21 protein-coding genes are annotated in these 21,472 nt (G+C 73.1%); 11 read left to right on the top strand and 10 right to left on the bottom strand.

What is annotated here, in order from left to right:
• Window positions 1-101: 101 nt before the first annotated feature.
• A complete protein-coding gene (locus ACZ37P_RS31145; protein WP_391049782.1) occupies window positions 102-593 on the bottom strand; it encodes a YfbM family protein in 492 nt (163 codons plus the stop codon).
• Between the two features lie 178 nt (window positions 594-771).
• Between ACZ37P_RS31145 and ACZ37P_RS31140 the strand changes: the two genes are divergently transcribed.
• The gene (locus tag ACZ37P_RS31140) at window positions 772-1,314 is read left to right on the top strand and encodes a GNAT family N-acetyltransferase (protein ID WP_401313855.1); all 543 of its coding nucleotides are present in this window, start codon (window positions 772-774) and stop codon (window positions 1,312-1,314) included.
• A gap of 206 nt (window positions 1,315-1,520) precedes the next feature.
• Window positions 1,521-1,739, top strand: coding sequence for a Clp protease N-terminal domain-containing protein (locus tag ACZ37P_RS31135; RefSeq protein WP_401724316.1), 219 nt, complete (start codon window positions 1,521-1,523; stop codon window positions 1,737-1,739).
• Window positions 1,740-1,780: 41 nt separating this feature from the next.
• Here the strand turns inward: ACZ37P_RS31135 and ACZ37P_RS31130 are convergent, their stop codons facing one another.
• Window positions 1,781-2,254 (bottom strand): EamA/RhaT family transporter, encoded by a 474-nt coding sequence (locus tag ACZ37P_RS31130; RefSeq protein WP_467349653.1) that lies wholly within the window; start codon window positions 2,252-2,254, stop codon window positions 1,781-1,783.
• A 94-nt stretch (window positions 2,255-2,348) separates the two neighbouring features.
• Here ACZ37P_RS31130 and ACZ37P_RS31125 point away from each other — a divergent pair, with 94 nt between their 5' ends.
• Together ACZ37P_RS31125 and ACZ37P_RS31120 are read left to right on the top strand one after the other, a co-directional pair.
• Complete coding sequence (locus tag ACZ37P_RS31125; RefSeq protein ID WP_467349651.1) at window positions 2,349-3,572, top strand: LPXTG cell wall anchor domain-containing protein; 1,224 nt, start codon at window positions 2,349-2,351, stop codon at window positions 3,570-3,572.
• Between the two features lie 50 nt (window positions 3,573-3,622).
• A complete protein-coding gene (locus tag ACZ37P_RS31120; RefSeq protein WP_355350205.1) occupies window positions 3,623-4,078 on the top strand; it encodes a Uma2 family endonuclease in 456 nt (151 codons plus the stop codon).
• A 147-nt stretch (window positions 4,079-4,225) separates the two neighbouring features.
• On the opposite strand, the gene ilvD is transcribed toward ACZ37P_RS31120, so the two are convergent.
• The 4 genes from ilvD to ACZ37P_RS31100 all read right to left on the bottom strand — a co-directional run bounded on the left by ilvD (window position 4,226) and on the right by ACZ37P_RS31100 (window position 8,933).
• A complete protein-coding gene (gene ilvD / locus ACZ37P_RS31115; protein ID WP_391049609.1) occupies window positions 4,226-6,079 on the bottom strand; it encodes a dihydroxy-acid dehydratase in 1,854 nt (617 codons plus the stop codon).
• Between the two features lie 138 nt (window positions 6,080-6,217).
• Window positions 6,218-6,913: a TetR/AcrR family transcriptional regulator gene (locus ACZ37P_RS31110; RefSeq protein ID WP_467349649.1), complete on the bottom strand. Its 696-nt coding sequence runs from the start codon at window positions 6,911-6,913 to the stop codon at window positions 6,218-6,220.
• Window positions 6,910-7,704, bottom strand: coding sequence for a sugar phosphate isomerase/epimerase family protein (locus tag ACZ37P_RS31105; protein ID WP_355350235.1), 795 nt, complete (start codon window positions 7,702-7,704; stop codon window positions 6,910-6,912). The genes ACZ37P_RS31110 and ACZ37P_RS31105 overlap by 4 nt, the downstream gene beginning before the upstream one ends.
• Before the next feature lie 260 nt (window positions 7,705-7,964).
• Window positions 7,965-8,933, bottom strand: coding sequence for a Ppx/GppA family phosphatase (locus ACZ37P_RS31100; RefSeq protein WP_401313846.1), 969 nt, complete (start codon window positions 8,931-8,933; stop codon window positions 7,965-7,967).
• A 130-nt stretch (window positions 8,934-9,063) separates the two neighbouring features.
• On the opposite strand from ACZ37P_RS31100, the gene ACZ37P_RS31095 reads away from it, so the two are divergent.
• Entirely contained in the window at window positions 9,064-9,876 is an 813-nt protein-coding gene (locus ACZ37P_RS31095; protein WP_391164077.1) for a DUF3109 family protein, read from the top strand.
• 310 nt (window positions 9,877-10,186) lie between these two features.
• On the opposite strand, the gene ACZ37P_RS31090 is transcribed toward ACZ37P_RS31095, so the two are convergent.
• Window positions 10,187-10,831: a hypothetical protein gene (locus tag ACZ37P_RS31090; RefSeq protein ID WP_467349647.1), complete on the bottom strand. Its 645-nt coding sequence runs from the start codon at window positions 10,829-10,831 to the stop codon at window positions 10,187-10,189.
• A gap of 634 nt (window positions 10,832-11,465) precedes the next feature.
• On the opposite strand from ACZ37P_RS31090, the gene ACZ37P_RS31085 reads away from it, so the two are divergent.
• The 3 genes from ACZ37P_RS31085 to ACZ37P_RS31075 all read left to right on the top strand — a co-directional run bounded on the left by ACZ37P_RS31085 (window position 11,466) and on the right by ACZ37P_RS31075 (window position 13,283).
• Complete coding sequence (locus tag ACZ37P_RS31085) at window positions 11,466-11,963, top strand: methylated-DNA--[protein]-cysteine S-methyltransferase (RefSeq protein WP_401313842.1); 498 nt, start codon at window positions 11,466-11,468, stop codon at window positions 11,961-11,963.
• A gap of 145 nt (window positions 11,964-12,108) precedes the next feature.
• Complete coding sequence (locus ACZ37P_RS31080; RefSeq protein ID WP_355342318.1) at window positions 12,109-12,606, top strand: RNA polymerase sigma factor; 498 nt, start codon at window positions 12,109-12,111, stop codon at window positions 12,604-12,606.
• Entirely contained in the window at window positions 12,603-13,283 is a 681-nt protein-coding gene (locus ACZ37P_RS31075; protein ID WP_467349645.1) for a methylated-DNA--[protein]-cysteine S-methyltransferase, read from the top strand. The genes ACZ37P_RS31080 and ACZ37P_RS31075 overlap by 4 nt, the downstream gene beginning before the upstream one ends.
• A 45-nt stretch (window positions 13,284-13,328) precedes the next feature.
• On the opposite strand, the gene ACZ37P_RS31070 is transcribed toward ACZ37P_RS31075, so the two are convergent.
• Both ACZ37P_RS31070 and ACZ37P_RS31065 read right to left on the bottom strand, forming a co-directional pair.
• The gene (locus ACZ37P_RS31070) at window positions 13,329-14,081 is read right to left on the bottom strand and encodes a hypothetical protein (protein WP_391164075.1); all 753 of its coding nucleotides are present in this window, start codon (window positions 14,079-14,081) and stop codon (window positions 13,329-13,331) included.
• Between the two features lie 76 nt (window positions 14,082-14,157).
• On the bottom strand, window positions 14,158-16,041 hold the full coding sequence (locus ACZ37P_RS31065) for a BACON domain-containing protein (protein ID WP_467349642.1): 1,884 nt from the start codon (window positions 16,039-16,041) through the stop codon (window positions 14,158-14,160).
• A gap of 225 nt (window positions 16,042-16,266) precedes the next feature.
• On the opposite strand from ACZ37P_RS31065, the gene radA reads away from it, so the two are divergent.
• Together radA and disA are read left to right on the top strand one after the other, a co-directional pair.
• Window positions 16,267-17,652, top strand: a complete 1,386-nt coding sequence (gene radA / locus ACZ37P_RS31060) for a DNA repair protein RadA (RefSeq protein WP_355342306.1) — start codon at window positions 16,267-16,269, stop codon at window positions 17,650-17,652.
• Between the two features lie 427 nt (window positions 17,653-18,079).
• Window positions 18,080-19,240 (top strand): DNA integrity scanning diadenylate cyclase DisA, encoded by a 1,161-nt coding sequence (gene disA, locus ACZ37P_RS31055; RefSeq protein ID WP_391049623.1) that lies wholly within the window; start codon window positions 18,080-18,082, stop codon window positions 19,238-19,240.
• A gap of 108 nt (window positions 19,241-19,348) precedes the next feature.
• Here disA and ACZ37P_RS31050 read toward each other — a convergent pair whose 3' ends face one another.
• Window positions 19,349-20,248 (bottom strand): hypothetical protein, encoded by a 900-nt coding sequence (locus ACZ37P_RS31050; RefSeq protein ID WP_391049625.1) that lies wholly within the window; start codon window positions 20,246-20,248, stop codon window positions 19,349-19,351.
• Window positions 20,249-20,387: 139 nt separating this feature from the next.
• Between ACZ37P_RS31050 and ACZ37P_RS31045 the strand changes: the two genes are divergently transcribed.
• Complete coding sequence (locus ACZ37P_RS31045; RefSeq protein WP_355342300.1) at window positions 20,388-21,356, top strand: HhH-GPD family protein; 969 nt, start codon at window positions 20,388-20,390, stop codon at window positions 21,354-21,356.
• Window positions 21,357-21,472 lie beyond the last annotated feature (116 nt).

The raw sequence follows: 21,472 nt of genomic DNA, 5'->3' as shown, positions 1-21,472 counted from the left end.
CGAACAAAGTACCTGGATTCACTCGAAAGCGGGCGAGGCGCAGGGCCGAGCGGCCGGCCAGTGGCTGCCAGGAATCCTCTGCCGAGGCGGAGCTGCACGACTCAGTCGAGCCAGACCAGCATGGCCTCGCCTGCTTGAGCGGCGGCGCCGAAGAACGGAACCAGCGGGTCGAACCACCCACGCACCCATTCCAGGGCGTCGGCCTCATCCCACAGGAGCGGGTAGATCTGCGCGGCCGTCATCTGCTCGGGATCCACGTCCCGGATCAAGTCCTGGAAGGACAAGCCGGCCAGGACTCCGGCGGCGAGCTTGACCTGGTCCGCGTCCAGGTACTTGGCCGGCCCATAGCCCCAGTCCTCGCTGGTGAACGTCTGCCCGCCATGAACGATGTCCACGGGGAAACTCGCGCGTTCGAGGAGGAATGCGATGGCATCGAACGCCTTGTGAGTCGATAGCTGCCGTGCATCTGAGGGAGCGACGTCATTGATGCCGTCTGTCTCCATGATCTCCATGACGTACTCGAACGCCCAGTCCGGGTCCTTGACTGCCCTGGCCAGCTCGGCCGGTGTTACACGCAAGTACTCACCATTCATGCTCACCCGCGCAGAGTACGAGGCACCACCGACACTGCGATGCCCAGGAGCACCGAGGGGCAGCTGGAGCCGGATCAACTTGCCACAACCTGGAGCCCGAACTACCTGCTGCAGTGGTCCCAGAAGAACCTGCCAGAGACATCCGGGGGGGTGGGTGGGGCGGGGATAGGTTGGGGGGATGGGGGAGTTGGGGTGGGTGGAGGGGTGGCCGGGTGGGGGGATTCGGACGGGGCGGCTCTGGTTGAGGGAGCCGGAGGCGGGGGATCGGGGGGCGGTGATTGAGCTGTTCTGTTCGGCGGAGGTAGGGACCTATGTGGGAGGGCCCCGAGAGCGGGACGAGATGGAGCGGGCGGTGCCCGAGACGCCAAGACGGCGGCACGGGCTCTTCGTGGTCGACCTCGACGGAGCGATGATCGGCATCGTCACGATCGACCGGCACGGCGCCGGGAGCAAAGGGCACGTCCGTCCGGAGGGCGAGGAACCCGAACTCGGCTACATGTTCCTGCCCGAGGCGTGGGGCCACGGATACGCCACCGAAGCCTGCGCGGCAGCGCTCAACTGGGCCGCCGAAGCGCTCCCCGGCGAGCCGGTGGTGCTCTGCACCCAGACCGCCAATACGGCATCGCTGCGCGTCGCGGAAAAGCTTGGATTCACCGAGGTCGAACGCTTCGAGGAGTACGGCGCCGAGCAGTGGTTCGGCCTGTGGACGCGCCGAGGGTGACCCCGCGCAAGTAACCCCCTCCCCCCTCAGCCACAACGGACAGGCGGACGCCGACGGGCGAGGAGGGGACGGGCCGGGGTGCCCCCGCAGGGGGACGAACGGACAAGGCCAGGAGCAGGCGCAGGTGCCCGCACGTTCGTCGCCCGAGGAGGTGCCCCGGCCCGGCACCGACCAGGCACAAGCGGCACCCGCAAGGAGGAGTAGAGGTGTTCGAGTTTTTCACCGACCGCGCGAGGCGCGCCGTGGCGCTGTCCCAGGACGAGGCCATCGCCCTCGGACACGACTTCATCGGCACCGAACACATCCTGCTCGGCTTGCTGGCGGCGGGAGAAGGCCGCGGCCTCAAGGTACTGGCGGCCCTGGAAGTGGAACCCGCCGGCCTGCGCCAAGCGGTACTCACCCGGGTGGCCAGGGAGACGTCATAGCGACGACCGGGATATGCGCCCACCGCCCGGCCGGACAGGCCCTAGGACCGGCGGCGTGCCGAGGCGGTCGCGTGCTCGGCGCGGTGCAGCGCCTCCCCCGGCGCTTCGGTGAAGCCCCGAAGGAAATAGGCGAGGAGCACGCCGAGAAAGCCGATCGCCAGAAGCCCCTGCTCGGCCCCCGCCTCCCGCCGCCGCGAAAACCCCCGCCACGTCCGCTGGAAAGCGAGAGCGCTGCACACGGCGAACCCGGCCACCGCCAGAAACGTCACAAAGGGCCCGACGTCGGCGTCGGCCAGCCCCTGAAAGCCGAACCGCAGCACCGCCGCCCCCGCCGCGATGGCGACGAGGGACCCGACCGCGAGCCCGGCCCGCCGCCAGGCGTATCCGCCGTCGTGCGCGACCCACGTCGTCCCGAAGAAACGGATCGGCTCCGGCCGCGGCACCCCCTCAACCGCCCCGCCGCTTCCGCCACCGCCCCCGCCAACCCGCCGCTTCACTTCGCTCACCTCATCCACGCCATCGATTATGACCCAGAACGGGACGTTCCCTGACACACCCGTTCGGCCGACGGTCGACGAATCGCACGATGCGATGCGTTTTCCTGACGATATGTCAGACATCCGGTCAGACGTCCCCCCGGCCTCGCCCGGGCTCCGACGCCGTCCCCCCGCCCCCCACCTCCTCCTCGGCCTGGGCGCCGCCGCCCTCACCGCCGCCGCCTGCACCCTGGCCGCCGGGTCCGGCGCGGCGACGGCCGCGGGCCCCCGCGCGGCCGAGGCGGCGACCAGCTCCCTGGTCGACCTCACCCTCGCGCCCGCCCCGCCGCTCGGCCTGAGCGCCTTCCACGGCCGGTACGGCCACGCCTCCTCCGCCCCGGACGGCGGTCCGGACGGCGGTGACTTCTCCGACCCGTCCGGCGTGCTGTCGCACCTGACGGTGATCGGCGCGGTCACGGCCCGTACGGACGCGGGTCCGGGCAAGACCTCCGCGCAGGCCCAGGCGGGCGGCTTCACGCTCGGCCTGAACTCCAAGGACTTCGTCAGCGTCGGGTCGCTGGACGCGTACGCGGAGTGCGTTCCGCCGCCGGTGGGCCCGTACGCGCTCGCGTACGCGCGGACGGACGGCGGGGTGATCGACGTACTCGGCCACACCGTCCCGGTCGGGACGACCACCTTCGACGTGACCGGCGCGGAGATCGGCGCCTCCGGCATCGGCGGCGGCACGCTCACCGTGACGTACGAGCCGTACCAGCACCCGCCCGGCGGCGCCCCGACCGCCGCCACCAGCGCGGACGCGGGCGTCGACATCACCGTCAGCGGCACGTTCACCGACACGAGCGGCGCCCCGGCGTACGCGGGACCGCTGGTCGACCTCCGCCTCGGCCACGTCGCCGTCACCTGCGAGACCACCACCCCGACCCCGACGAACTCGGTCGACTCGACGACGCCGGTGCCACCGACGACGACACCGCCGACCACCGCGACGACGACGCCCACGACGCCCACCCCGACCGGCCCGGAGACCGGCGGCACGACCCCACCGCCCACCACCTCGCCGACCACCCCGCCCACGACGCCACCGACCACCCCTTCCACCACCCCGCCCACCACATCACCGACCACCCCGTCCACCACCTCTCCGGACCCGTCGGGGACGGCCGGCACCACTCCCCCGCCGACGCCCAGCGGGACCTGGACCACCCCCGGCGGCGACACCCTCCCGCACACCGGCGCCGAGGTCGGATGGGCGGCGGGACTCGCCGGCGGATCACTGCTCCTCGGCGGCTTCCTCGTGTTCAGGACCGCCCGGGCGAGGCGCGGCCGGCACCTCTGATTTGGCATATGCCAGCGTCATTCTCTGCCCAGGGGTCATACTTACTGTCCATGGAAGGAAAATTAACGGCGCACGCCGCTGAGAACCCCGCGCGGCAGGAGCGATTCCGCACGCTGGCGCGGTATCTGATGACGCACAGCCTCCGCCGTACACTCCCCGCGCACCTGCGGGTGCGCAGGGACGTGGCGGTGGTCGTGGACGAGCGCACGGTGGCCGAACCGGACATCGTCGTGGTCGGCGCGGAGGCGGAGAACGTTGTCGTCCTCGCCGTGGAAGTCCTGCCCGCCGACGCCGACGAGAGCGAGCCTCACCCGTACGAGGAAGCGGGGGTCACGCACCTGTGGCGCGTGGAGGAGGACACCGAGACCGAGCGCCCGATGGTCTACGTGCACGAGTGGGATCCGGCCTCGCACTCGTACGCCCTCACCGGCGTGCACCGCGAGGAGCTGACCGTCCAGGTCCCGTACCGCATCAACGTCGACCTCACGGGCATCGACCACCTCTGACGTCGACCCGTACGCGTGCGCGTCAACGTGCACGAACATGTGCCCGTCCCCGCACGGATACGCGTACGTCCAGGCACAGCGCGGCCGTACGCACGACGCCCCCGCACCGGGTCACGGTGCGGGGGCGTCGTGCGTGCGCTGCCGGTGTCAGCGCTCCAGCTTGGTGATGTCGCGGACGGCGCCGCGGTCGGCGCTGGTGGCCATGGCCGCGTAGGCGCGCAGGGCCGTGGAGACCTTGCGGGTGCGGTCGCGCGGGGCGTAGACGCCGCCGAGGGCTTCGCGGCGGGCGGCCAGCTCCTCCTCGGACACCAGGAGTTCCATGGAGCGGTTGGGGATGTCGATCCGGATGCGGTCGCCGTCCTCGACCAGGGCGATGGTGCCGCCCGAGGCCGCCTCGGGTGAGGCGTGGCCGATGGACAGGCCCGACGTGCCGCCGGAGAAGCGGCCGTCGGTGACCAGGGCGCAGACCTTGCCGAGGCCGCGGCCCTTGAGGAAGGACGTGGGGTAGAGCATCTCCTGCATGCCGGGGCCGCCGCGCGGGCCCTCGTAGCGGATCACGACGACATCGCCGGGGTTGACCTGCTTGGCGAGGATCTTGTCGACGGCCTCTTCCTGCGACTCGCAGACGACGGCCGGGCCCTCGAAGGTCCAGATCGACTCGTCCACGCCCGCGGTCTTCACGACCGCGCCGTCCAGGGCGAGGTTGCCGCGCAGCACGGCCAGGCCGCCGTCGGCGGAGTAGGCGTGCGCGACGTCGCGGATGCAGCCGCCCGCGGCGTCGGTGTCCAGGGTGTCCCACCGCTCGGACTGCGAGAACGCCTCGGCGGAGCGCTTGCAGCCGGGCGCCGCGTGCCACAGCTCGACGGCCTCGTCGGAGGCGGAGCCGCCGCGCACGTCCCAGGCGTCGAGCCACTCCTTGATGGAGGGCGAGTGGACGGTGTGCACGTCCTCGTTGAGCAGCCCGCCGCGGTACAGCTCGCCGAGGATGGCGGGGATGCCGCCGGCCCGGTGGATGTCCTCCATGTAGTACGTGCCGCCGGGCGCCACGTTCGGCGCGACCTTGGCCAGGCAGGGGACGCGGCGCGAGACGGCGTTGATGTCGTCCAGGCCGTAGTCGAGCTCGGCTTCCTGGGCGGCGGCCAGCAGGTGCAGGATCGTGTTGGTGGAGCCGCCCATGGCGATGTCGAGCGCCATGGCGTTGTCGAAGGCGGCGCGGGTGGCGATGGCGCGCGGCAGCACGGACGCGTCGTCCTGCTCGTAGTGCCGCTTGGTCAGCTCCACGACGGTGCGGCCGGCGTTCTCGTACAGCGCCTTGCGGGCGGTGTGCGTGGCCAGGACCGAGCCGTTGCCGGGCAGGGCCAGGCCCATGGCCTCGGTGAGGCAGTTCATCGAGTTGGCGGTGAACATGCCGGAACAGGAGCCGCAGGTCGGGCAGGCGTTCTCCTCGATACGGAGGATGTCCTCGTCCGAGATGTTCTCGTTGACGGCGTCCGCGATGGCGTTGATCAGGTCCAGCTTGCGGACGGTGCCGTCGACCAGCGTCGCCTTGCCGGCCTCCATGGGGCCGCCGGAGACGAAGACGGTCGGGATGTTGAGGCGCAGCGCGGCCATCAGCATGCCCGGGGTGATCTTGTCGCAGTTGGAGATGCAGATCAGCGCGTCCGCGCAGTGCGCCTCGACCATGTACTCGACGGAGTCGGCGATCAGGTCGCGGGACGGCAGGCTGTAGAGCATGCCGCCGTGGCCCATCGCGATGCCGTCGTCCACGGCGATCGTGTTGAACTCGCGCGGCACCGCGCCCGCCGCGAGGATCGCCTCGGAGACGATCCGGCCGACGGGCTGAAGGTGCGTGTGACCCGGTACGAACTCGGTGAAACTGTTGGCGACCGCGATGATCGGCTTCCCGATGTCGCTGTTGGCGACGCCGGAGGCGCGCATCAGCGCGCGGGCGCCCGCCATGTTGCGGCCGTGGGTGACCGTACGTGACCTCAGCTCGGGCACGGTGTCCACTCCCTTGGGTTCACTTGGCTCGTACTGCTCCGTACTAGAGCATCGAGGGTACGCCCGTCGCCCAGGATCCGGACGTTCGGTCCGGTATGCGGGACGTGCGGTCCCATGGGGCTGTACGGGGGCGGGGTCCTACGGGTGAACGTCGGCGGCGGTGAGGTAGCGCTGGAGGACCGGGCCGACCATGGCGACGATGTCCTCGGGGTCGGCGGAGGCCATCGGCTCCACCCGCACGATGTACCGCAGCATGATGATCCCGACGAGCTGGGCGGCGGCGAGCTGCACGCGGAACTCGGCGTCGGGCACGTCGAGGCCGCCCGCGAGGCGGGCCAGGACGCGGCGGCTGACCAGGCCGCGGAAGACCGCGGCGGCCGTCTCGTTGGTGACCGCGGACCGGACGATGGCCAGCAGCGGCTCGCGCGAGACCGGGTTCTCCCAGATCCGCAGCATCAGCCGGGCCACCCGCTCGCCCATGCCGTCGACGCCGCCCGCCACGACGAGGTCGGGGATGTTCATGGCGGGCGCGAAGGACAGCTCGATGGCGGCGCCGAAGATCTGTTCCTTCGTGCCGAAGTAGTGGTGGACGAGGGCGGAGTCGACGCCCGCCGCCTTGCCGATCGAGCGGACGGAGGTCTTGTCGTAGCCGCGGGCGGAGAACTCCTCGCGGGCGGCGGCGAGGATACGGTCACGGGTCTCGGCGGTCCCGGCCTTGGTGCCCGCGGGACGGCCGCGGCGGCGGCCGGCCGGCTTGCCGGACTCCTGGGGTCCCTCGGGTTCCTGGGGCTCGTCGGGTTCCGGGGAGCCGGGGGACGCCTTCGCCGTACTCACGCCGGACCACCGCCGACCGGCGCCGGTGTCGCGTAGTGCAGCCGGGTGAAGGCCAGCGCCTCCGCCAGGTCGGCCTCGCGCTCGGCCCTCGACATCGCCCGCCGGGTGGTCACCTCGACCACCACATGGCCGTCGTAGTCGCTCGCCGCCAGCGCCGCCAGCAGCTCCGCGCACGGCAGATTCCCGCGCCCCGGCACCAGGTGCTCGTCCTTGGCGGAGCCCGTGCTGTCGCCGAGGTGGACGTGCACCATCCGCTCGGCCATCCTCGCCATCAGCGCGAACGGCTCGGTACGGGAGGTCGCCGCGTGCGAGAAGTCCACGGTCAGGTGGCGGTAGTCGTCGTTGGTGACGTCCCAGTCGGGCGCGTACGCCTGCATCTCGCGGTCCCGGTAGCGCCACGGGTACATGTTCTCGACCGCGAACCGTACGTCCGTCTCGTCCGCCATCCGCCAGATCCCGGCGACGAAGTCCCTGGCGTAGCCGCGCTGCCAGCGGAACGGCGGGTGCACCACGACGGTCGAGGCGCCCAGCGTCTCGGCCGCCGCGCGGGCCCGCTGGAGCTTGACCCACGGGTCGGCGGACCAGACGCGCTGCGCGATCAGCAGGCACGGCGCGTGGACGGCCAGGATCGGCATCCGGTGGAAGTCCGACAGGCGGCGCAGCGCGTCCACGTCCTGGCTGATCGGGTCGGTCCACACCATCACCTCGACGCCGTCGTAGCCGAGGCGGGCGGCGATCTCGAAGGCGGTGGCGGTGGAGGCCGGGTAGACGGAGGCGGTGGACAGGACGATCTTCGACGTGCCGCCGCGGGGCCCCGCGGCGGACCCCGCGGTCGGGGCGAGACGTTCCCGCGCGTGCTGCGCGCGCTGCCCCGTACGCCATTCGCGTCTCAGGGCGGCGTCCGTCGTCCGGCCGTCCGTCTTCCGACCCGCTGGTTCAGCCACGGGAAACAGCGTACGGCGGCGGCCGGGGCGGAAGGGGCAGGTGCCGGGGGGTGCGGGGGGACTGTCGCCGATCTCACGGCGGGGCGCGGCGGGGGCGGCGGACCGGCTCAGTCGCCCCAGCGGGCCAGGGCCGCCCCCGGTCCGGCGTCGTTCACCATCAGGTCGAGCTTGCGCAGGATGACGCCCTCGCGCAGGGCCCAGGGGCAGATCTCCAGCTCCTCGACGCCGAAGAGGTCCATCGCGGCGTCCGCGACCAGGGCGCCCGCCAGGAGCTGCCCGGCCCGGCCGACCGAGACGCCCGGCAGGGTGCTGCGCTGGGCCGCCGTCATCTCCGCGAGCCGCGGCACCCACTCCTCCAGCGCGCCGCGCCGCAGCCGGCGCTGGGCGTACAGGCCGTCGGCGGAGCGGGCCGCGCCCGCGAGCCTGGCGAGCTGCTTGAACGTCTTGGACGTGCCCACCGCGTGGTCGGGCCGGCCGAAGCGGGCGAAGTCCGGGACCGTACGGGCGATCTCGGCGCGTACGTGCCTGCGCAGCGACCGTACGTCGTGGGCGGTCGGCGGGTCGCCCGGCAGCCACGCACCGGTCAGGCGTCCCGCGCCGAGCGGCAGGGACACGGCCGCGTCCGGGTACTCGTCCATGCCGTAGCCGACCTCCAGCGACCCGCCGCCGATGTCCAGCACCAGCAGCCGCCCGGCCGACCAGCCGAACCAGCGGCGTACGGCGAGGAACGTCAGCCGCGACTCGTCCTCGCCGGACAGGACGGTGAGGCGTACGCCCGTCTCCGCGTCCACCCGGGCCAGGACGGCCTCGCCGTTCGCCGCCTCCCGCACCGCGGAGGTCGCGAAGGACAGCACGTCCTCGGCGCCCTTGTCCTCCGCCACGCGCAGCGCGTCCGCGATCGTGGCGACCAGGCGGTCGACGCCGGCGTCGCTGATCGCGCCGTGCTCGTCGAGGAGTTCGGCCAGGCGCAGCTCCGCCTTGTGCGAGTACGCGGGGAGCGGGCGCGCGCCCGGGTGCGCGTCCACCACCAACAGGTGGACGGTGTTGGAACCCACGTCGAGCACTCCGAGTCGCATGGGCAAGACGCTAGCGCGCCGACATGGGTGTCCGTTCCGCGGGCCGCACGGGGCCGCGGGGCGGTGGCGCGCGGGCGATCCGCGACCCGTTGGCGACCATTCGGCGCATTCCGGTCTTACTCTTGGGCGCGTGGCGAAGGTGAAGGCCCTCAAGGCCAAGAAGAAGAGTGCAGGCACGGTCCGCGACGAGGTGGGGCTGGACTTCGCCCGCGCCTGGGTCGAATTCGCCGATCCGGCCGACGAGGAGCAGGTCTTCCGCTGCGACCTCACGTGGCTCACCTCGCGCTGGACGTGCGTCTTCGGCAGCGGCTGCCAGGGGATCGTGGCGGGGCGCGCGGACGACGGGTGCTGTTCACTGGGCGCGCACTTCTCGGACGACGACGACGAGAAGCGGGTGGCCGGGCATGTGGCCAGGCTCACGCCGGAGACGTGGCAGTTCCACGCCGAGGGCGCCGACGGCGCGTGGGCGATGGAGAACGAGGAGGGCGAGCGGCAGACGCGAGTCGTGGACGGGGCGTGTGTCTTCTCCAACCGGGCCGGGTTCGCGGGCGGCCAGGGGTGCGCGCTGCACGCGCTGGCCCTGCGGGAGGGGCGCGAGCCGCTGGAGACGAAGCCGGACGTGTGCTGGCAGTTGCCGATCCGGCGGACTTTCGACTGGGTGGACCGGCCGGACGATTCGCGGGTGCTGGTCGTGTCGATCGGGGAGTACGACCGGCGGGGGTGGGGGCCGGGGGGCCACGACCTGCACTGGTGGTGCACGTCGGCGACGTCCGCGCACGGTGCCGGTGACCCGGTCTACGTGTCGTACCGCCCGGAGCTGACGGAACTCATGGGTCCCGACGCCTACGCCGTGCTCGCTGCGCTGTGCGAGTCCCGCCTGTCCACCCCGCACCTTCCTCTTCTGGCCCCCCACCCCGCCGACCCCGCTGCCCCCGCTTCCTAGGGCCCTCTTGTGCGTGGGGTCGGCTGGGGGTTCGGTCCGGGTACCGTCCGGGTGCCCTCTTGTGCGTGGGGTCGGTCCCGGTACGGGGTACCTCCTCGAGCTGCGTGCGGCCTGCTCCCGCGCATCCGTCAACGCCCTGTCGGCACGCAAATCTGCGGGGGCACCCCGCACCGTCCCCTCCGGTACGTCGGCGCCCAACGGTCCGTGGGGGTGGATGGGGCCGGGCACGGCGGCTGCGGGGTGTTGACGCCCCACACGGTGGTCAAAGGGGGCGTGTTCGATGTTCGGGGAGGCGCTTTGCGGGGTGTCGTCAGCCGAGGTGGCGGAGGGTGTCGGAGATGGTGGACCGGAAGGTCTGGAGGGCGTGGAGGCCGGCGGTGTAGCGGTCCTGGTGGGCGGCGATGTCGGCGGTCTGCTGCTGGGCGCGTACGGCGTGCAGGAGTTGGGCGGTGTGGTGGCGGCGCTGGCAGGTGACGTCGGCGACGGCGGTGCGCCGCTCGGTCGGGGTGTGCGTGGTGTTGCCGTCGCTGCCGCGATGCCACGCCTTGTCCCCGAAGGCCGCGAGCGGGTCGGAGTAGCGGGCGAACCCCTGGCCGGCCACGCAGCGGGACCACGCGTCCCAGGCCGCGAGCAAGCGGGGATCGCGTTTGACGGCCTTGTCGATCTCGACCGAGCGCCTGCTCGCGTAGAGCCAGTCCCGCTTGACGTCGATCCCGCGCATCAGCCGCCGGTTCGCCTCCACGTTGCAGGCCGGAAAGTCCGCGTACTCGGCCTGGGTCATCCGACGGCCCTGCGGCAGCGTGGGAGTGGACTTCGCCGGGTCCCATCCGTAGCCCCAGCGGCTCGCGTTGGCGAGGTCGAGTGCGCCGTAGCCAGTGCTGACCGCGGTGAGCGCGGTGGGGTCGACGGGGTAGCGCGGATCGAGCGGAAAGTCCGCGTGCCCGCGTTTCGCCATGCACTGCCGGACCAGCAACGCCGTTGCCCGCTTCTCCCGTTGATAGTCCTCGGGCGTGTAGTTATAACGATCCGCCGGAAGCGGCCCAAGCCCCACCGTCGCACGGACCGCCTCCGCCCGCTCCGGCCCCGAGGCACCCACCCCCGCCAGCACCGCCACCCCCACCACGGCCCCAAGCCGCCACCCCCGCGTCCCCATGCCCCCGGATGCTAGCCCCCGCCCCACCCGAGCCCACCCACCCCCCTTCCGCCGACTGCCACCGGACAGGCGGACGCCGCCCCACCCGAGCCCACCCACCCCCCTCCGCCCCCACCGGACCGTCGGACGCCGACGTACCCGAGCCCACCCACCCCCTCCCCCCCTCAGCCACAGCGGACAGGCGGACACCGACGTACCCAAGCCCCCCACCCCCTCCCCCCCCAGCCACAGCGGACAGGCGGACGCCGACGGGCGAGGAGGGGACGGGCCGGGGTGCCCCCGCAGGGGGACGAACAGACAAGGGCTGGACGTCATCGAAGTGCGGGCACGTTCGTCGCCCGAGGAGGTGCCCCGGACCGGCACCGACCCAGGCACAAGCGGCACCCGCAGACGAAAAAGCACCCGCAGGGGTGGGCGGGCGGGAAAAATAAGCAAGATGAGGACACACGCGGTGATCGCCTCGCCCGTAGGCGACCTGACAGTGGTCCGCGAGGGCCCCGCCCTCGTAGGGCTCTACTTCGAGGGCCACAAACGAAGGCCCAACGAAACCACCTTCGGCGAACGCGCCGACGAATCCTTCGACGACGTACGCCACCAGCTCAAGGAATACTTCGCCGGAACCCGGCACACCTTCGACCTCGAACTGACCCCGGAGGGCAACGAGTTCCAGCGCCGCGTCTGGACCCTGCTGACCCGCATCCCGTACGGAGAAACCCGCTCCTACGGCGACCTCGCCCGCCAGCTCGGCGACATCTCCCTCTCCCAGGCCGTCGGCGCCGCGAACGGCCTGAACCCCTTGTCGGTGATCGTCCCGTGCCACCGCGTGGTGGCGGCCGACGGAAACCTGCGCGGCTACGCGGGCGGCCTCGCCCGCAAGCGGTACCTGCTGGAACTGGAGGAGCCCGACGCCGCCTCGGCGGACCGCCTCTTCTGAAGCGAACCGCAGTTCCGCGGCGAACCGCACCTCCGAAGCGAACCGCAGTTCCGCGGCGGACCGCAGTTCCGAAGCGGACCGCAGGTCCAAAAGCCCCCCCGCGAAAGCCACCTCACGTTTCGGCGCCCCCACGCGTTTACCCCATGTGAGCAAGCCACTGTTCGAACAGATCGTGACCGACCACGGGCCGATGGTGCTCCGGGTGGTCCGGGCCGTCGTGGGCCCGCACGACGCGCAGGACGCGTGGTCGGAGACCTTCCTGGCCGCGCTGCGGGCGTACCCGGAGCTGCCCGCGGACGCGAACGTCGAGGCGTGGCTGGTGACCATCGCGCACCGCAAGGCCGTCGACATCACGCGGGGCAACGCGCGCCGCGCGACACCGCTGGCGGAGCTGCCCGAGCGGGCGAGCCGCACCGGGCGGCCCGAGGACTGGGACCCGGATCTGTGGACGGCGCTGAAGGCGCTGCCGGAGCGGCAGCGGCAGACGGTCGCGTACCACTACCTGGCGGGCCTGCCGTACAAGGACATCGCCGCCGTGACGGGCGGCAGCCCGGACGCGGCGCGCAGGGCCGCCGCCGACGGGGTGAAGGCCCTGCGCCGCAGCTATCCGCGGGACACCGCGGGAGGAGGAGACCCCTCATGAAGGACGCGAACGACACGAACGACACGAACGACACGCAGGACGTGCAGGACGTGCAGGACGTGCGGGACACGAACGACTCGGCCGCCCATCTCCTGGAAGCCCTCACCGCGCAGGACGACGCGACGATGGACCGGCTCCACGAGCGCCTGGCGGCGGAAGCCGGGCAAGCCGGGCTGCTGGACGTCGCGTACCGGACGCTGGACAGCCCGGTGGGCCCGCTGCTGCTGGCGGCGACCGAGAAGGGCCTGGTGCGCGTGGCATTCGCCGTGCAGGACCACGCGGCGGTGCTCCAGCAGCTCGCGGACACCATCAGCCCGCGGGTGCTGCGCGCCCCGCGGCGGCTGGAGGCGGTGAGCCGCCAGCTCGACGAGTACTTCACCGGGCAGCGCCGCGGCTTCGAAGTCCCCCTGGACTGGCGGCTGTCGAAGGGCTTCAGGCGCGAGGTGCTGACGCACCTGCCCGACATCGCGTACGGCAGGACGGCGAGTTACGCGCAGGTGGCGGCGGCGGCGGGCAGTCCGCGGGCGGTCCGCGCGGTGGGTACGGCGTGCGCGCTCAACCCGCTGCCGCTGGTGGTGCCGTGCCACCGGGTGGTGCGCTCGGACGGTTCGGCCGGGCAGTACGCGGGCGGCGCCGACGCCAAGCACCTGCTGCTGGAGCTGGAGACGGCCGCCTGAGGCGGGCGTGACGTCCCGCGTCAACGGCCGTACGGACCACGGCCGTTACGGCAGCACCCCGTCCTCCGTCCGCAGCAGCCGCAGAAACGCCTTCAGACCGGCGATGATCTCGGTGTTGTCGGTCAGCCGGTTCACCGTCGCCTCGAACTCCCGCGCCAGCGCGGCGATCCGGCGGTCGGTCCCGTCGGCCCGCGCGTAGACCGACAGGCCCAACGCGTCGACCGCGGACCGGAGTTCGCCGAGCGCGTGGTACTGCTCCTCGGCCTTGCCCTCCAGGACCTTGGCGCCGCTCTCGACGCGGGTGACGGTGGCGCGCAGGGCGAGGACGTCGTCGCGCGGGTAGGTGACGTCCTTCAGGAGGGTGCCGAGGCGGCGCCGCAGCGCCGCGAACCAGGCGCCCGCGGGCCGGAAGACGGTGCTCAGCAGGAAGAATCCGGCGAGCCAGTAGCCGGCGGCGCGGCCGGTCGCCGCGGCGACGGCGACCGCGAGGGCGGCCGTGACGAGGTGTCCCGCGAGGGCGACGCGCAGCATCAGGCGGGCGATCCGCCCGGCCTCGGTGTCGCGTTCCGGGGAGACGCTCAGGCCCTTTTCGCGGCTGGTCCGGATCTCGGCGAGGACGGCGTGGGCGCGGAAGTAGAGGTTCCACGGCACGGTCAGCAGAAGGAGCAGCCAGAGCAGGCCGAGCAGGCCCGCGGCGGTGCCGAGGACGGTGGACAGCGGTGCGCCGACGGCGTGGACGACGGCGAGTGTTCCGACGGTGACGAGGGTGACCACGACCGTACCGGTGAATTTCCCCATGCCGCTCATCGTCCCGCCGCGCGGGCGGCCCGGCATGAGTACGGCTACTCAGGAGTAACACCCTTTCGCCGTACGGCTATCCGGCCGGGCTCGGCGACTCCGGCGCGGTGCTGGGGGCGTCGGTCGTGGGCGGCGCGGTCGTCGGCGGAGGTGTCGTCGGGGGCGGGGTGGTGGGCGGCGGGGTCGTCGGCGGAGGCGTGGTCGGCGGGGGCGTCGTCGGGGAGGACGAGGACGGCGGCGGGGTGGTCGGGGAGTCGGAGGCGGGCGGCGGCACATTGCGGGTGGAGGAGCCGCGCAGGATCACGGTTGCGTGCGCCGGGGAGAAGGCGATGCGGGCGGTCCAGGAGCCGGAGGGCTCCAGGGCGTGGTCGACGCTCAGGGTGAGAGTGACCGATTCTCCGGGCCGCAGGTCGCCCGACGTCGCGGAGAGCCGGATCCAGAACGCGGCGGTGTCGGCCGTCCAGTGCACGGGGGCCGCGCCGCGCGCGGTCAGGGTGACGGTGGTGCCGCTGGCGGTGACGGTGAGCGTACTGCCGCCGGGGGACGCCGAGCCGGCGGCCGTGGGGTCGGTCGAGACGGTCGTGGTGAGGACCGGCGCCGGGGTGTCCGTACCGCTGGAGTGCTGGGGGTCGGGGGCCTGCCGGGAACTGCCCGCCTCCTGGTACGGGTCGCCGTTGAGACCGTCGGGCTCGCTGGCGGCGCGGTCCGTGCCGGGCGCGTCGGCGCCGAGCGGCGCCGCGTGATAGGCGGCCCACAGGGCGAGTACGGGCGCGGCGACGACGGCCGCGACGACCGTACTGGTGACGGCCCGGTGCCTGAGCTGCGCGCGGCGGGCGGCGCGGTCCTTGAGGTCCATGGGGAAGCCGCGCCGGTCGAAGCGCGGGGTGGCGTCGCGGGAGCGCCCGGCCCCGGCGTCCATGGCGTGCAGCAGGGCGGCGTACGCGGCCGAGCGCGGCGCCTCGATGAGGGCGAGGACGGCGGTGGACCCGGCCCCCGGAGCGCCCGGTACGCCCGAGGCCCCCGGCCAGGGCCCCGCGGCGACGACGCGTTCCGCCGTACGCCTGCACACCGGGCAGTCGTCGACGTGCCTGACGAGTTCCGTGCGCAGCGCCGTACCGAGCAACACCTTGGTCTCGCCCGCGATCTGGGCGAGGGCGGCGCAGTTGCCGGTGTCCACGACGGACAGCGCGGTGCGGGTCCGCTCCACCTCGCAGGCGGCGCGGGCGAGCAGGCCGCGCGCGGTGTCGGCGTCGATGCCGAGGACGGCGGCGACTTCGTGCGGCGGGAGTTGGTGGCGGACCGCCAACTCCAGGGCCTCGCGCTGCTCGGGCGTGGTGCCGGCGGCCTCGGGCCAGGCGAGCGCGGCGAGTTGGGCGTGCCGCTGCTCGGCGACGGCGACCGACGTGCTCGGCGGCTCCGGCGGCCCGGCGGCGAGCCGGCGCAGGCAGGTCCAGCGGGCGAGCGCGTACAGCCAGGGGCGGAGCAGCTTCGGGTCGCGCAGGTGGCCGCGCTGCCGTTCGGCGAGCGCCAGCACCTCGCCGAGCGCCCCGGCCGCCGCGTCGTGCTCGCACAGGATCGACAGGCAGTACGTGAACAGGCCGTCCAGATACGGCTCGTAGTGCGCGGGCGGCTGCATGGGGAGCGTGCCGTGCGGGCGTTGACGGTCGTGCGCCTTGTGCGTCGCTTCCCGGCGGACGTCCTTGCGGCCGTCCTTGCGGCCGTCCTTGCGCGACGGCTCCTTGCGGGCGGCCTTGCGCGCGTCGCCGCGGGCCTCCTTGCGGGACACGCGCGCTCCCTCCACGCGCGCTCCCTCCGGACGCGGCGCCTCGGTGCGCGGCGCCTCGGTGCGCGGCGCCTCGCCGCCCGGCGTGTCCTTGCGGGCGGCCCGGCCGGCCGGCGCGCGGTGCTTGCGGTGTGCGCCGGTCGTCTGGTTCTGGGTGGGGGTCTCCTGCCTGCTCATCACCGGGCGACGGTAGGCCCGGTACGGCCCCCGGTTCAGCTCTCCTGGCGTGCATTAATCCTTATGGGTAGTGATGCTGCCCAAAAGGGGACAGCTCCGTCATTCTTACGAGTGAACGCACGTGCGCGCGCTCGATGTCCGCGCCGCACGCCCCCTTGAGCGCCCCCGGCAGCCGCAGGAGCCGGTCCGGCCGCCTTGTCGGACCCTCCCGCTACGGTGGGCGGCATGGCTGCCCGTAAGACCGTCTCGAAGGACCGTCCCTCCTACCGCTGCACCGAGTGCGGGTGGACGGCGCTGAAGTGGCTGGGCCGCTGCGGCGAGTGCCAGGCATGGGGGACGGTGGAGGAGTTCGGCGCCGCGCCCGCCGTACGGACCACCGCTCCCGGCCGGGTGACGACGGCGGCGCGGCCGATCGGCCAGGTCGACGGGCGGCAGGCGACCGCGCGCTCCACGGGCGTGCCGGAGCTGGACCGCGTGCTCGGCGGCGGCCTGGTGCCCGGCGCCGTCGTCCTGCTCGCGGGCGAGCCCGGCGTCGGCAAGTCCACGCTGCTGCTCGACGTGGCGGCGAAGGCGTCCAGCGCGCAGGGCGCGACGCTGTACGTGACCGGTGAGGAGTCCGCCTCGCAGGTACGGCTGCGCGCGGACCGGATCGGCGCGCTCGCCGACCATCTGTATCTGGCCGCGGAGACGGATCTTTCGGCCGTTCTCGGTCACCTGGACGACGTGAAGCCGGCGCTGCTGGTGCTGGACTCCGTGCAGACCGTCGCGTCGGCCGAACTGGACGGCGCGCCCGGCGGCACCGCGCAGATCCGCGAGGTCGCGGGCGCGCTGATCCGGGCGTCGAAGGACCGCGGGATGTCGACCATCCTGGTCGGACACGTCACCAAGGACGGCTCGATCGCGGGCCCGCGGCTGCTGGAGCACCTGGTCGACGTGGTGCTCAGCTTCGAGGGCGACCGGCACGCGCGGCTGCGGCTGATCCGCGGCATCAAGAACCGTTACGGCGCCACAGACGAGGTCGGCTGCTTCGAACTGCACGACGAGGGCATCACCGGCCTGGCCGATCCGTCCGGCCTCTTCCTCACCCGGCGCGACGAGCCGGTGCCCGGCACCTGCCTGACCGTGACCCTGGAGGGCCGCCGCCCGCTGGTCGCCGAGGTGCAGGCGCTGACCGTCGACACCCAGATCCCCTCGCCGCGCCGCACCACCTCGGGTCTGGAGAACTCGCGCGTGTCGATGATGCTCGCGGTGCTCGAACAGCGCGGCCGGATCAAGGCCATCGGCAAGCAGGACATCTACACCGCGACCGTGGGCGGCGTGAAGCTCACCGAGCCCGCCGCCGACCTCGCGGTGGCGCTCGCGCTGGCCAGCGCCGCCATCGACACCCCGCTGCCGAAGAACCTGGTGGCGATCGGCGAGGTGGGCCTGGCCGGTGAGGTCAGGCGCGTCACCGGCGTGCAGCGCCGCCTGTCGGAGGCGGCCCGGCTCGGCTTCACCCACGCCCTCGTACCGCCCGACCCCGGCAAGATCCCGGCGGGCATGAAGGTGGTGGAGGTCGCGGACATAGGGGACGCGCTGCGGGCCCTGCCGAAGCGGACCGCACGGTCGTAGCACCACGGCGTACGCCGGTACGGCCGCGGACGCCGGTGCCCGTACGGCTTGTGCAGACGTCCGCGTTCGTACGGCCGTACGGCTGCCCGGCTGCACGGCCGTACGGCTGCACGGCCGCTGGCGCCCGGCTCGCGGGCACGGGGATCGGCCCCGCACCCCTTCCCGGAGAACGCCCGGCTCGCGGTTCCGGGGAACACCCGGCACCCGTTCGGGTTGCGCGCGGCGTACAGTCACGGAAGGCCCGGCACACGGTCGTGCGGGGCCTCGCGCGCGCTCCCGGGAGAGCCCGCGCGCCGTCGCGGGACCCCCGTAGGACCGTCGCGGGACCCCGGTAGGAGCCGTCCGGCCCGCGCCGCGCCCCCCGGAAGCCGTAAACTTTGCCCTGGTCTCGCCCATTGGGCATCCGTAGCGACCGGAGGATTGCAGAGTGGCAGCCAATGACCGGGCAGGGGGCCCTCCCCCGGCCCGAAGGGCATCGGGCGACTCCCCCGGCAGGTCCGGCGGGGTTTTCGGCGCCGACGCCGGGCTGATGCGCGCCTCTTTGAGCGCCGTCGCACCCGGCACCTCGCTCCGTGACGGCCTGGAGCGCATCCTGCGCGGCAACACCGGCGGCCTCATCGTGCTGGGCATGGACAAGACCGTGGAGTCACTGTGCTCCGGCGGCTTCGTGATGGACGTGGAGTTCACCGCGACCCGGCTGCGCGAGCTGTGCAAGCTGGACGGCGCGCTGGTCCTCGACAAGGACATGACGAAGATCCTGCGCGCGGGCGTGCAGCTCGTCCCCGATCCGACCATCCCGACCGAGGAGACCGGCACCCGGCACCGCACCGCCGACCGGGTCAGCAAGCAGGTCGGCTTCCCCGTCGTCTCGGTCAGCCAGTCGATGCGGCTGATCGCGCTCTACGTGGACGGGCAGCGCCGCGTCCTGGAGGACTCCGCCGCGATCCTCTCCCGCGCCAACCAGGCGCTGGCCACGCTCGAACGGTACAAGCTGCGCCTCGACGAGGTCGCGGGCACGCTGTCCGCGCTGGAGATCGAGGACCTGGTGACGGTGCGCGATGTCACCGCCGTCGCCCAGCGCCTGGAGATGGTCCGCCGGATCGCCACCGAAATCGCCGAGTACGTCATCGAGTTGGGCACTGACGGACGGCTTCTCGCCCTGCAACTGGACGAGTTGATCGCGGGCGTCGAGCCCGAGCGCGAACTGGTCGCCCGCGACTACGTGCCGGAGCCGACCGCCAAGCGCAGCCGTACGGTCAACGAGGCGATGGCCGAACTCGACTCGCTGCCGCAGAGCGAACTCATCGAACTCACCACCGTGGCACGGGCCCTGGGCTACACCGGCTCCCCCGAATCCCTCGACTCCGCCGTCTCGCCGCGCGGTTACCGGCTCCTCGCCAAGGTGCCCCGGCTGCCCAACACCGTCATCGAGCGCCTGGTCGAGCACTTCGGCGGCCTCCAGAAGCTGCTCGCCGCGAGCGTCGACGACCTCCAGACGGTCGACGGCGTCGGCGAGGCCCGCGCCCGCTCCGTCCGCGAGGGCCTCTCCCGCCTCGCCGAGTCGTCCATCCTGGAGCGGTACGTCTAGACGTACTGCTGGAGTCAGCTGCCTCGGGGACCGGAAGCGCCCCGACCTCGTCCGCCGCCCACACGAAGCGGCGGACCGGGGACGGCCGGGGGGCCGGGCCCCCCGGGGTTAGTCCTGGGAGAGGACGAAGGAGACCTGCTTGGCGCCGTAGCCGGAGAGCCGGGCCTGGATCAGGTAGGTGCCGGGCGCGGCAGCGCTCCCCTTGGGGGTCGCGCACTTCGGGGAGCTGGTCTTGGCGTTCCACCGGAGCGTGTACGTCGTGGAGCCGTGGGCGGGCACCTGGAGGAGGTAGGAGCCGCTGCCCGCGGTGGGGCAGTCGTCGGAGGCCCAGGTGTGGGCGTTGCCCGCGGTCGAGGTGATCGTGAAGACGGCCTTGGCGGGGCCGAAGTCGACCTTGCAGGAGACGGATCCGGAATTCGCGGCGCGCAGCTCGAAGACGGGGGTCTCGTCCGGCGAGTAGGAGTTCTGGACGCTGCGCAGCGAGAGCTGGACGCTGCCGGGCGAGCAGTCGGGGAGCGTGGAGCCGGCGGGCAGTTGACCGCCCGAGCCGCCGTTGCCCGAGCCGCCGCTGGTGGCGACACCGCCGGAGGCCGCGCCGCCGGACGATGAGGTGCCCGCCGTACCCGACGTACCGCCGTCGTTGCCGCCCGAGGAACCGGCACCGGCCGAACTTCCGTCCGTGGCACCGCCGTTGGAGCCGCCATTGGAGCCGCCGTCGGAGCCGGAGGAGCCCGCGGAGGAACCGGAGGAGCCGCCGCTGTCGCCGCCCGAGGTGTCGCGGCCACCGGGGCGCCCGGTGATGTGCGTACCGGTCGGCTCGGGGCCCGGCGTGATCGTGCCGACCGGCGTGTGGGTGCCCGAGGAGCCGTTGTTGCCGCTACCGCCGCCCCCGCCCGTCGAGTTGACCAGCCAGAAGATCAGCAGGGCGACGAGCGCGAGCACACACAGCGCAACGGCCCGCCGCCGCCAGTAGATGGTCGACGGCAGAGGTCCGACGGGATTGCGCATTGAGCCCACACCCGAACTCTAGGGGAGATCACCCGCGCCTCGCCGCAACACCCGCCGCTCGGCGGCCGGTCTTTGCCGATCATCACGTTTAAGGGGACGGCCGGTCGCTGTCAGTGGCCTGTGCGAGGATCGGGAGGACATGAGCACCGACATCCGCGACGCTTCCGTCAGCACCTCAGCCCGCACGTCCCCGGCCGCCCCCGCGGGTTCGGCGGTCCCCCCGGCTCCCCCGGCCGCCGTCACCGAACTGCACGACCTGGTGATCGACTGGTTCGGCGAGCACGCCCGCGATCTGCCCTGGCGGCGGCCGGACGCGGGCGCGTGGTCGGTGATGGTCAGTGAGTTCATGCTCCAGCAGACGCCGGTCGTCCGGGTGCTGCCGGTGCACCAGGAGTGGCTGACCCGCTGGCCCCGCCCGGCCGACCTCGCGGCGGAGTCGCCCGGCGAGGCGGTACGCGCCTGGGGGCGGCTCGGCTATCCGCGCCGCGCGCTGCGGCTGCACGCGGCGGCCACCGCCATAGCGGCCCAGCACAACGGCGAAGTCCCCGAGGACCACGGCCAGTTGCTGGCCCTGCCCGGTGTCGGGGAGTACACGGCGGCGGCCGTGGCGTCCTTCGCGTACGGGCGGCGGCACATCGTGCTCGACACCAATGTGCGGCGGGTCTTCGCCCGCGCGGTGACCGGCACCGCGTATCCGCCGAACGCGACGACGGCCGCCGAGCGGCGGACCGCCCAGACGCTCCTCCCGGCCGAGGAGCCGGTCGCGGCGCGGTGGGCGGCGGCCACCATGGAGCTGGGCGCGCTGGTGTGCACCGCCCGCTCCCCCGAGTGCGGGCGCTGCCCGATCGCCGCGCGCTGCGTCTGGCGGCTGGCCGGTTCGCCCGCGCACGACGGGCCGCCGCGCCGGGGCCAGACGTACGCCGGGACCGACCGGCAGGTACGCGGCCGGCTGCTGGCCGTCCTGCGCGCCTCCACCGCTCCCGTACCGCAGGCCGCGCTCGACGCCGTGTGGCACGAGCCGGTGCAGCGGGCCCGGGCGCTGGACGGCCTGGTCGAGGACGGCCTGGTCGAGCCGCTGGCGGACGGCGTGTACCGGCTGCCGGTCTAGGGCGTACCCGCCACCGCCTTATCCGCCGCAGCGCCGCATCTGTCACCGCGCGGTATCCGCCACCGCGCCGTATCCGCTTCAGCGCCGCATCCGTCACAGCGCCGTAACCGTCACAG

It is taken from the genome of Streptomyces sp. NPDC024632, assembly GCF_055559175.1.
The sequence above is the reverse complement of the archived record's forward strand: the minus strand, read 5'-3'. Positions and strand labels throughout refer to the sequence as shown.

Bases quoted from the DNA above. Each gene is read 5' to 3' on its own strand.
- ACZ37P_RS31050 (WP_391049625.1), bottom strand. From the start codon at position 20,248: ATGCGCAATCCCGTCGGACCTCTGCCGTCGACCATCTACTGGCGGCGG.
- radA (WP_355342306.1), top strand. From the start codon at position 16,267: ATGGCTGCCCGTAAGACCGTCTCGAAGGACCGTCCCTCCTACCGCTGC.
- ACZ37P_RS31140 (WP_401313855.1), top strand. From the start codon at position 772: ATGGGGGAGTTGGGGTGGGTGGAGGGGTGGCCGGGTGGGGGGATTCGG.
- ACZ37P_RS31065 (WP_467349642.1), bottom strand. From the start codon at position 16,041: ATGAGCAGGCAGGAGACCCCCACCCAGAACCAGACGACCGGCGCACAC.
- ACZ37P_RS31085 (WP_401313842.1), top strand. From the start codon at position 11,466: ATGAGGACACACGCGGTGATCGCCTCGCCCGTAGGCGACCTGACAGTG.
- ACZ37P_RS31145 (WP_391049782.1), bottom strand. From the start codon at position 593: ATGAATGGTGAGTACTTGCGTGTAACACCGGCCGAGCTGGCCAGGGCA.
- ACZ37P_RS31070 (WP_391164075.1), bottom strand. From the start codon at position 14,081: ATGGGGAAATTCACCGGTACGGTCGTGGTCACCCTCGTCACCGTCGGA.
- ACZ37P_RS31045 (WP_355342300.1), top strand. From the start codon at position 20,388: ATGAGCACCGACATCCGCGACGCTTCCGTCAGCACCTCAGCCCGCACG.
- ACZ37P_RS31100 (WP_401313846.1), bottom strand. From the start codon at position 8,933: ATGCGACTCGGAGTGCTCGACGTGGGTTCCAACACCGTCCACCTGTTG.
- ACZ37P_RS31090 (WP_467349647.1), bottom strand. From the start codon at position 10,831: ATGGCGAAACGCGGGCACGCGGACTTTCCGCTCGATCCGCGCTACCCC.
- ACZ37P_RS31075 (WP_467349645.1), top strand. From the start codon at position 12,603: ATGAAGGACGCGAACGACACGAACGACACGAACGACACGCAGGACGTG.
- ACZ37P_RS31125 (WP_467349651.1), top strand. From the start codon at position 2,349: ATGTCAGACATCCGGTCAGACGTCCCCCCGGCCTCGCCCGGGCTCCGA.
- ACZ37P_RS31120 (WP_355350205.1), top strand. From the start codon at position 3,623: ATGGAAGGAAAATTAACGGCGCACGCCGCTGAGAACCCCGCGCGGCAG.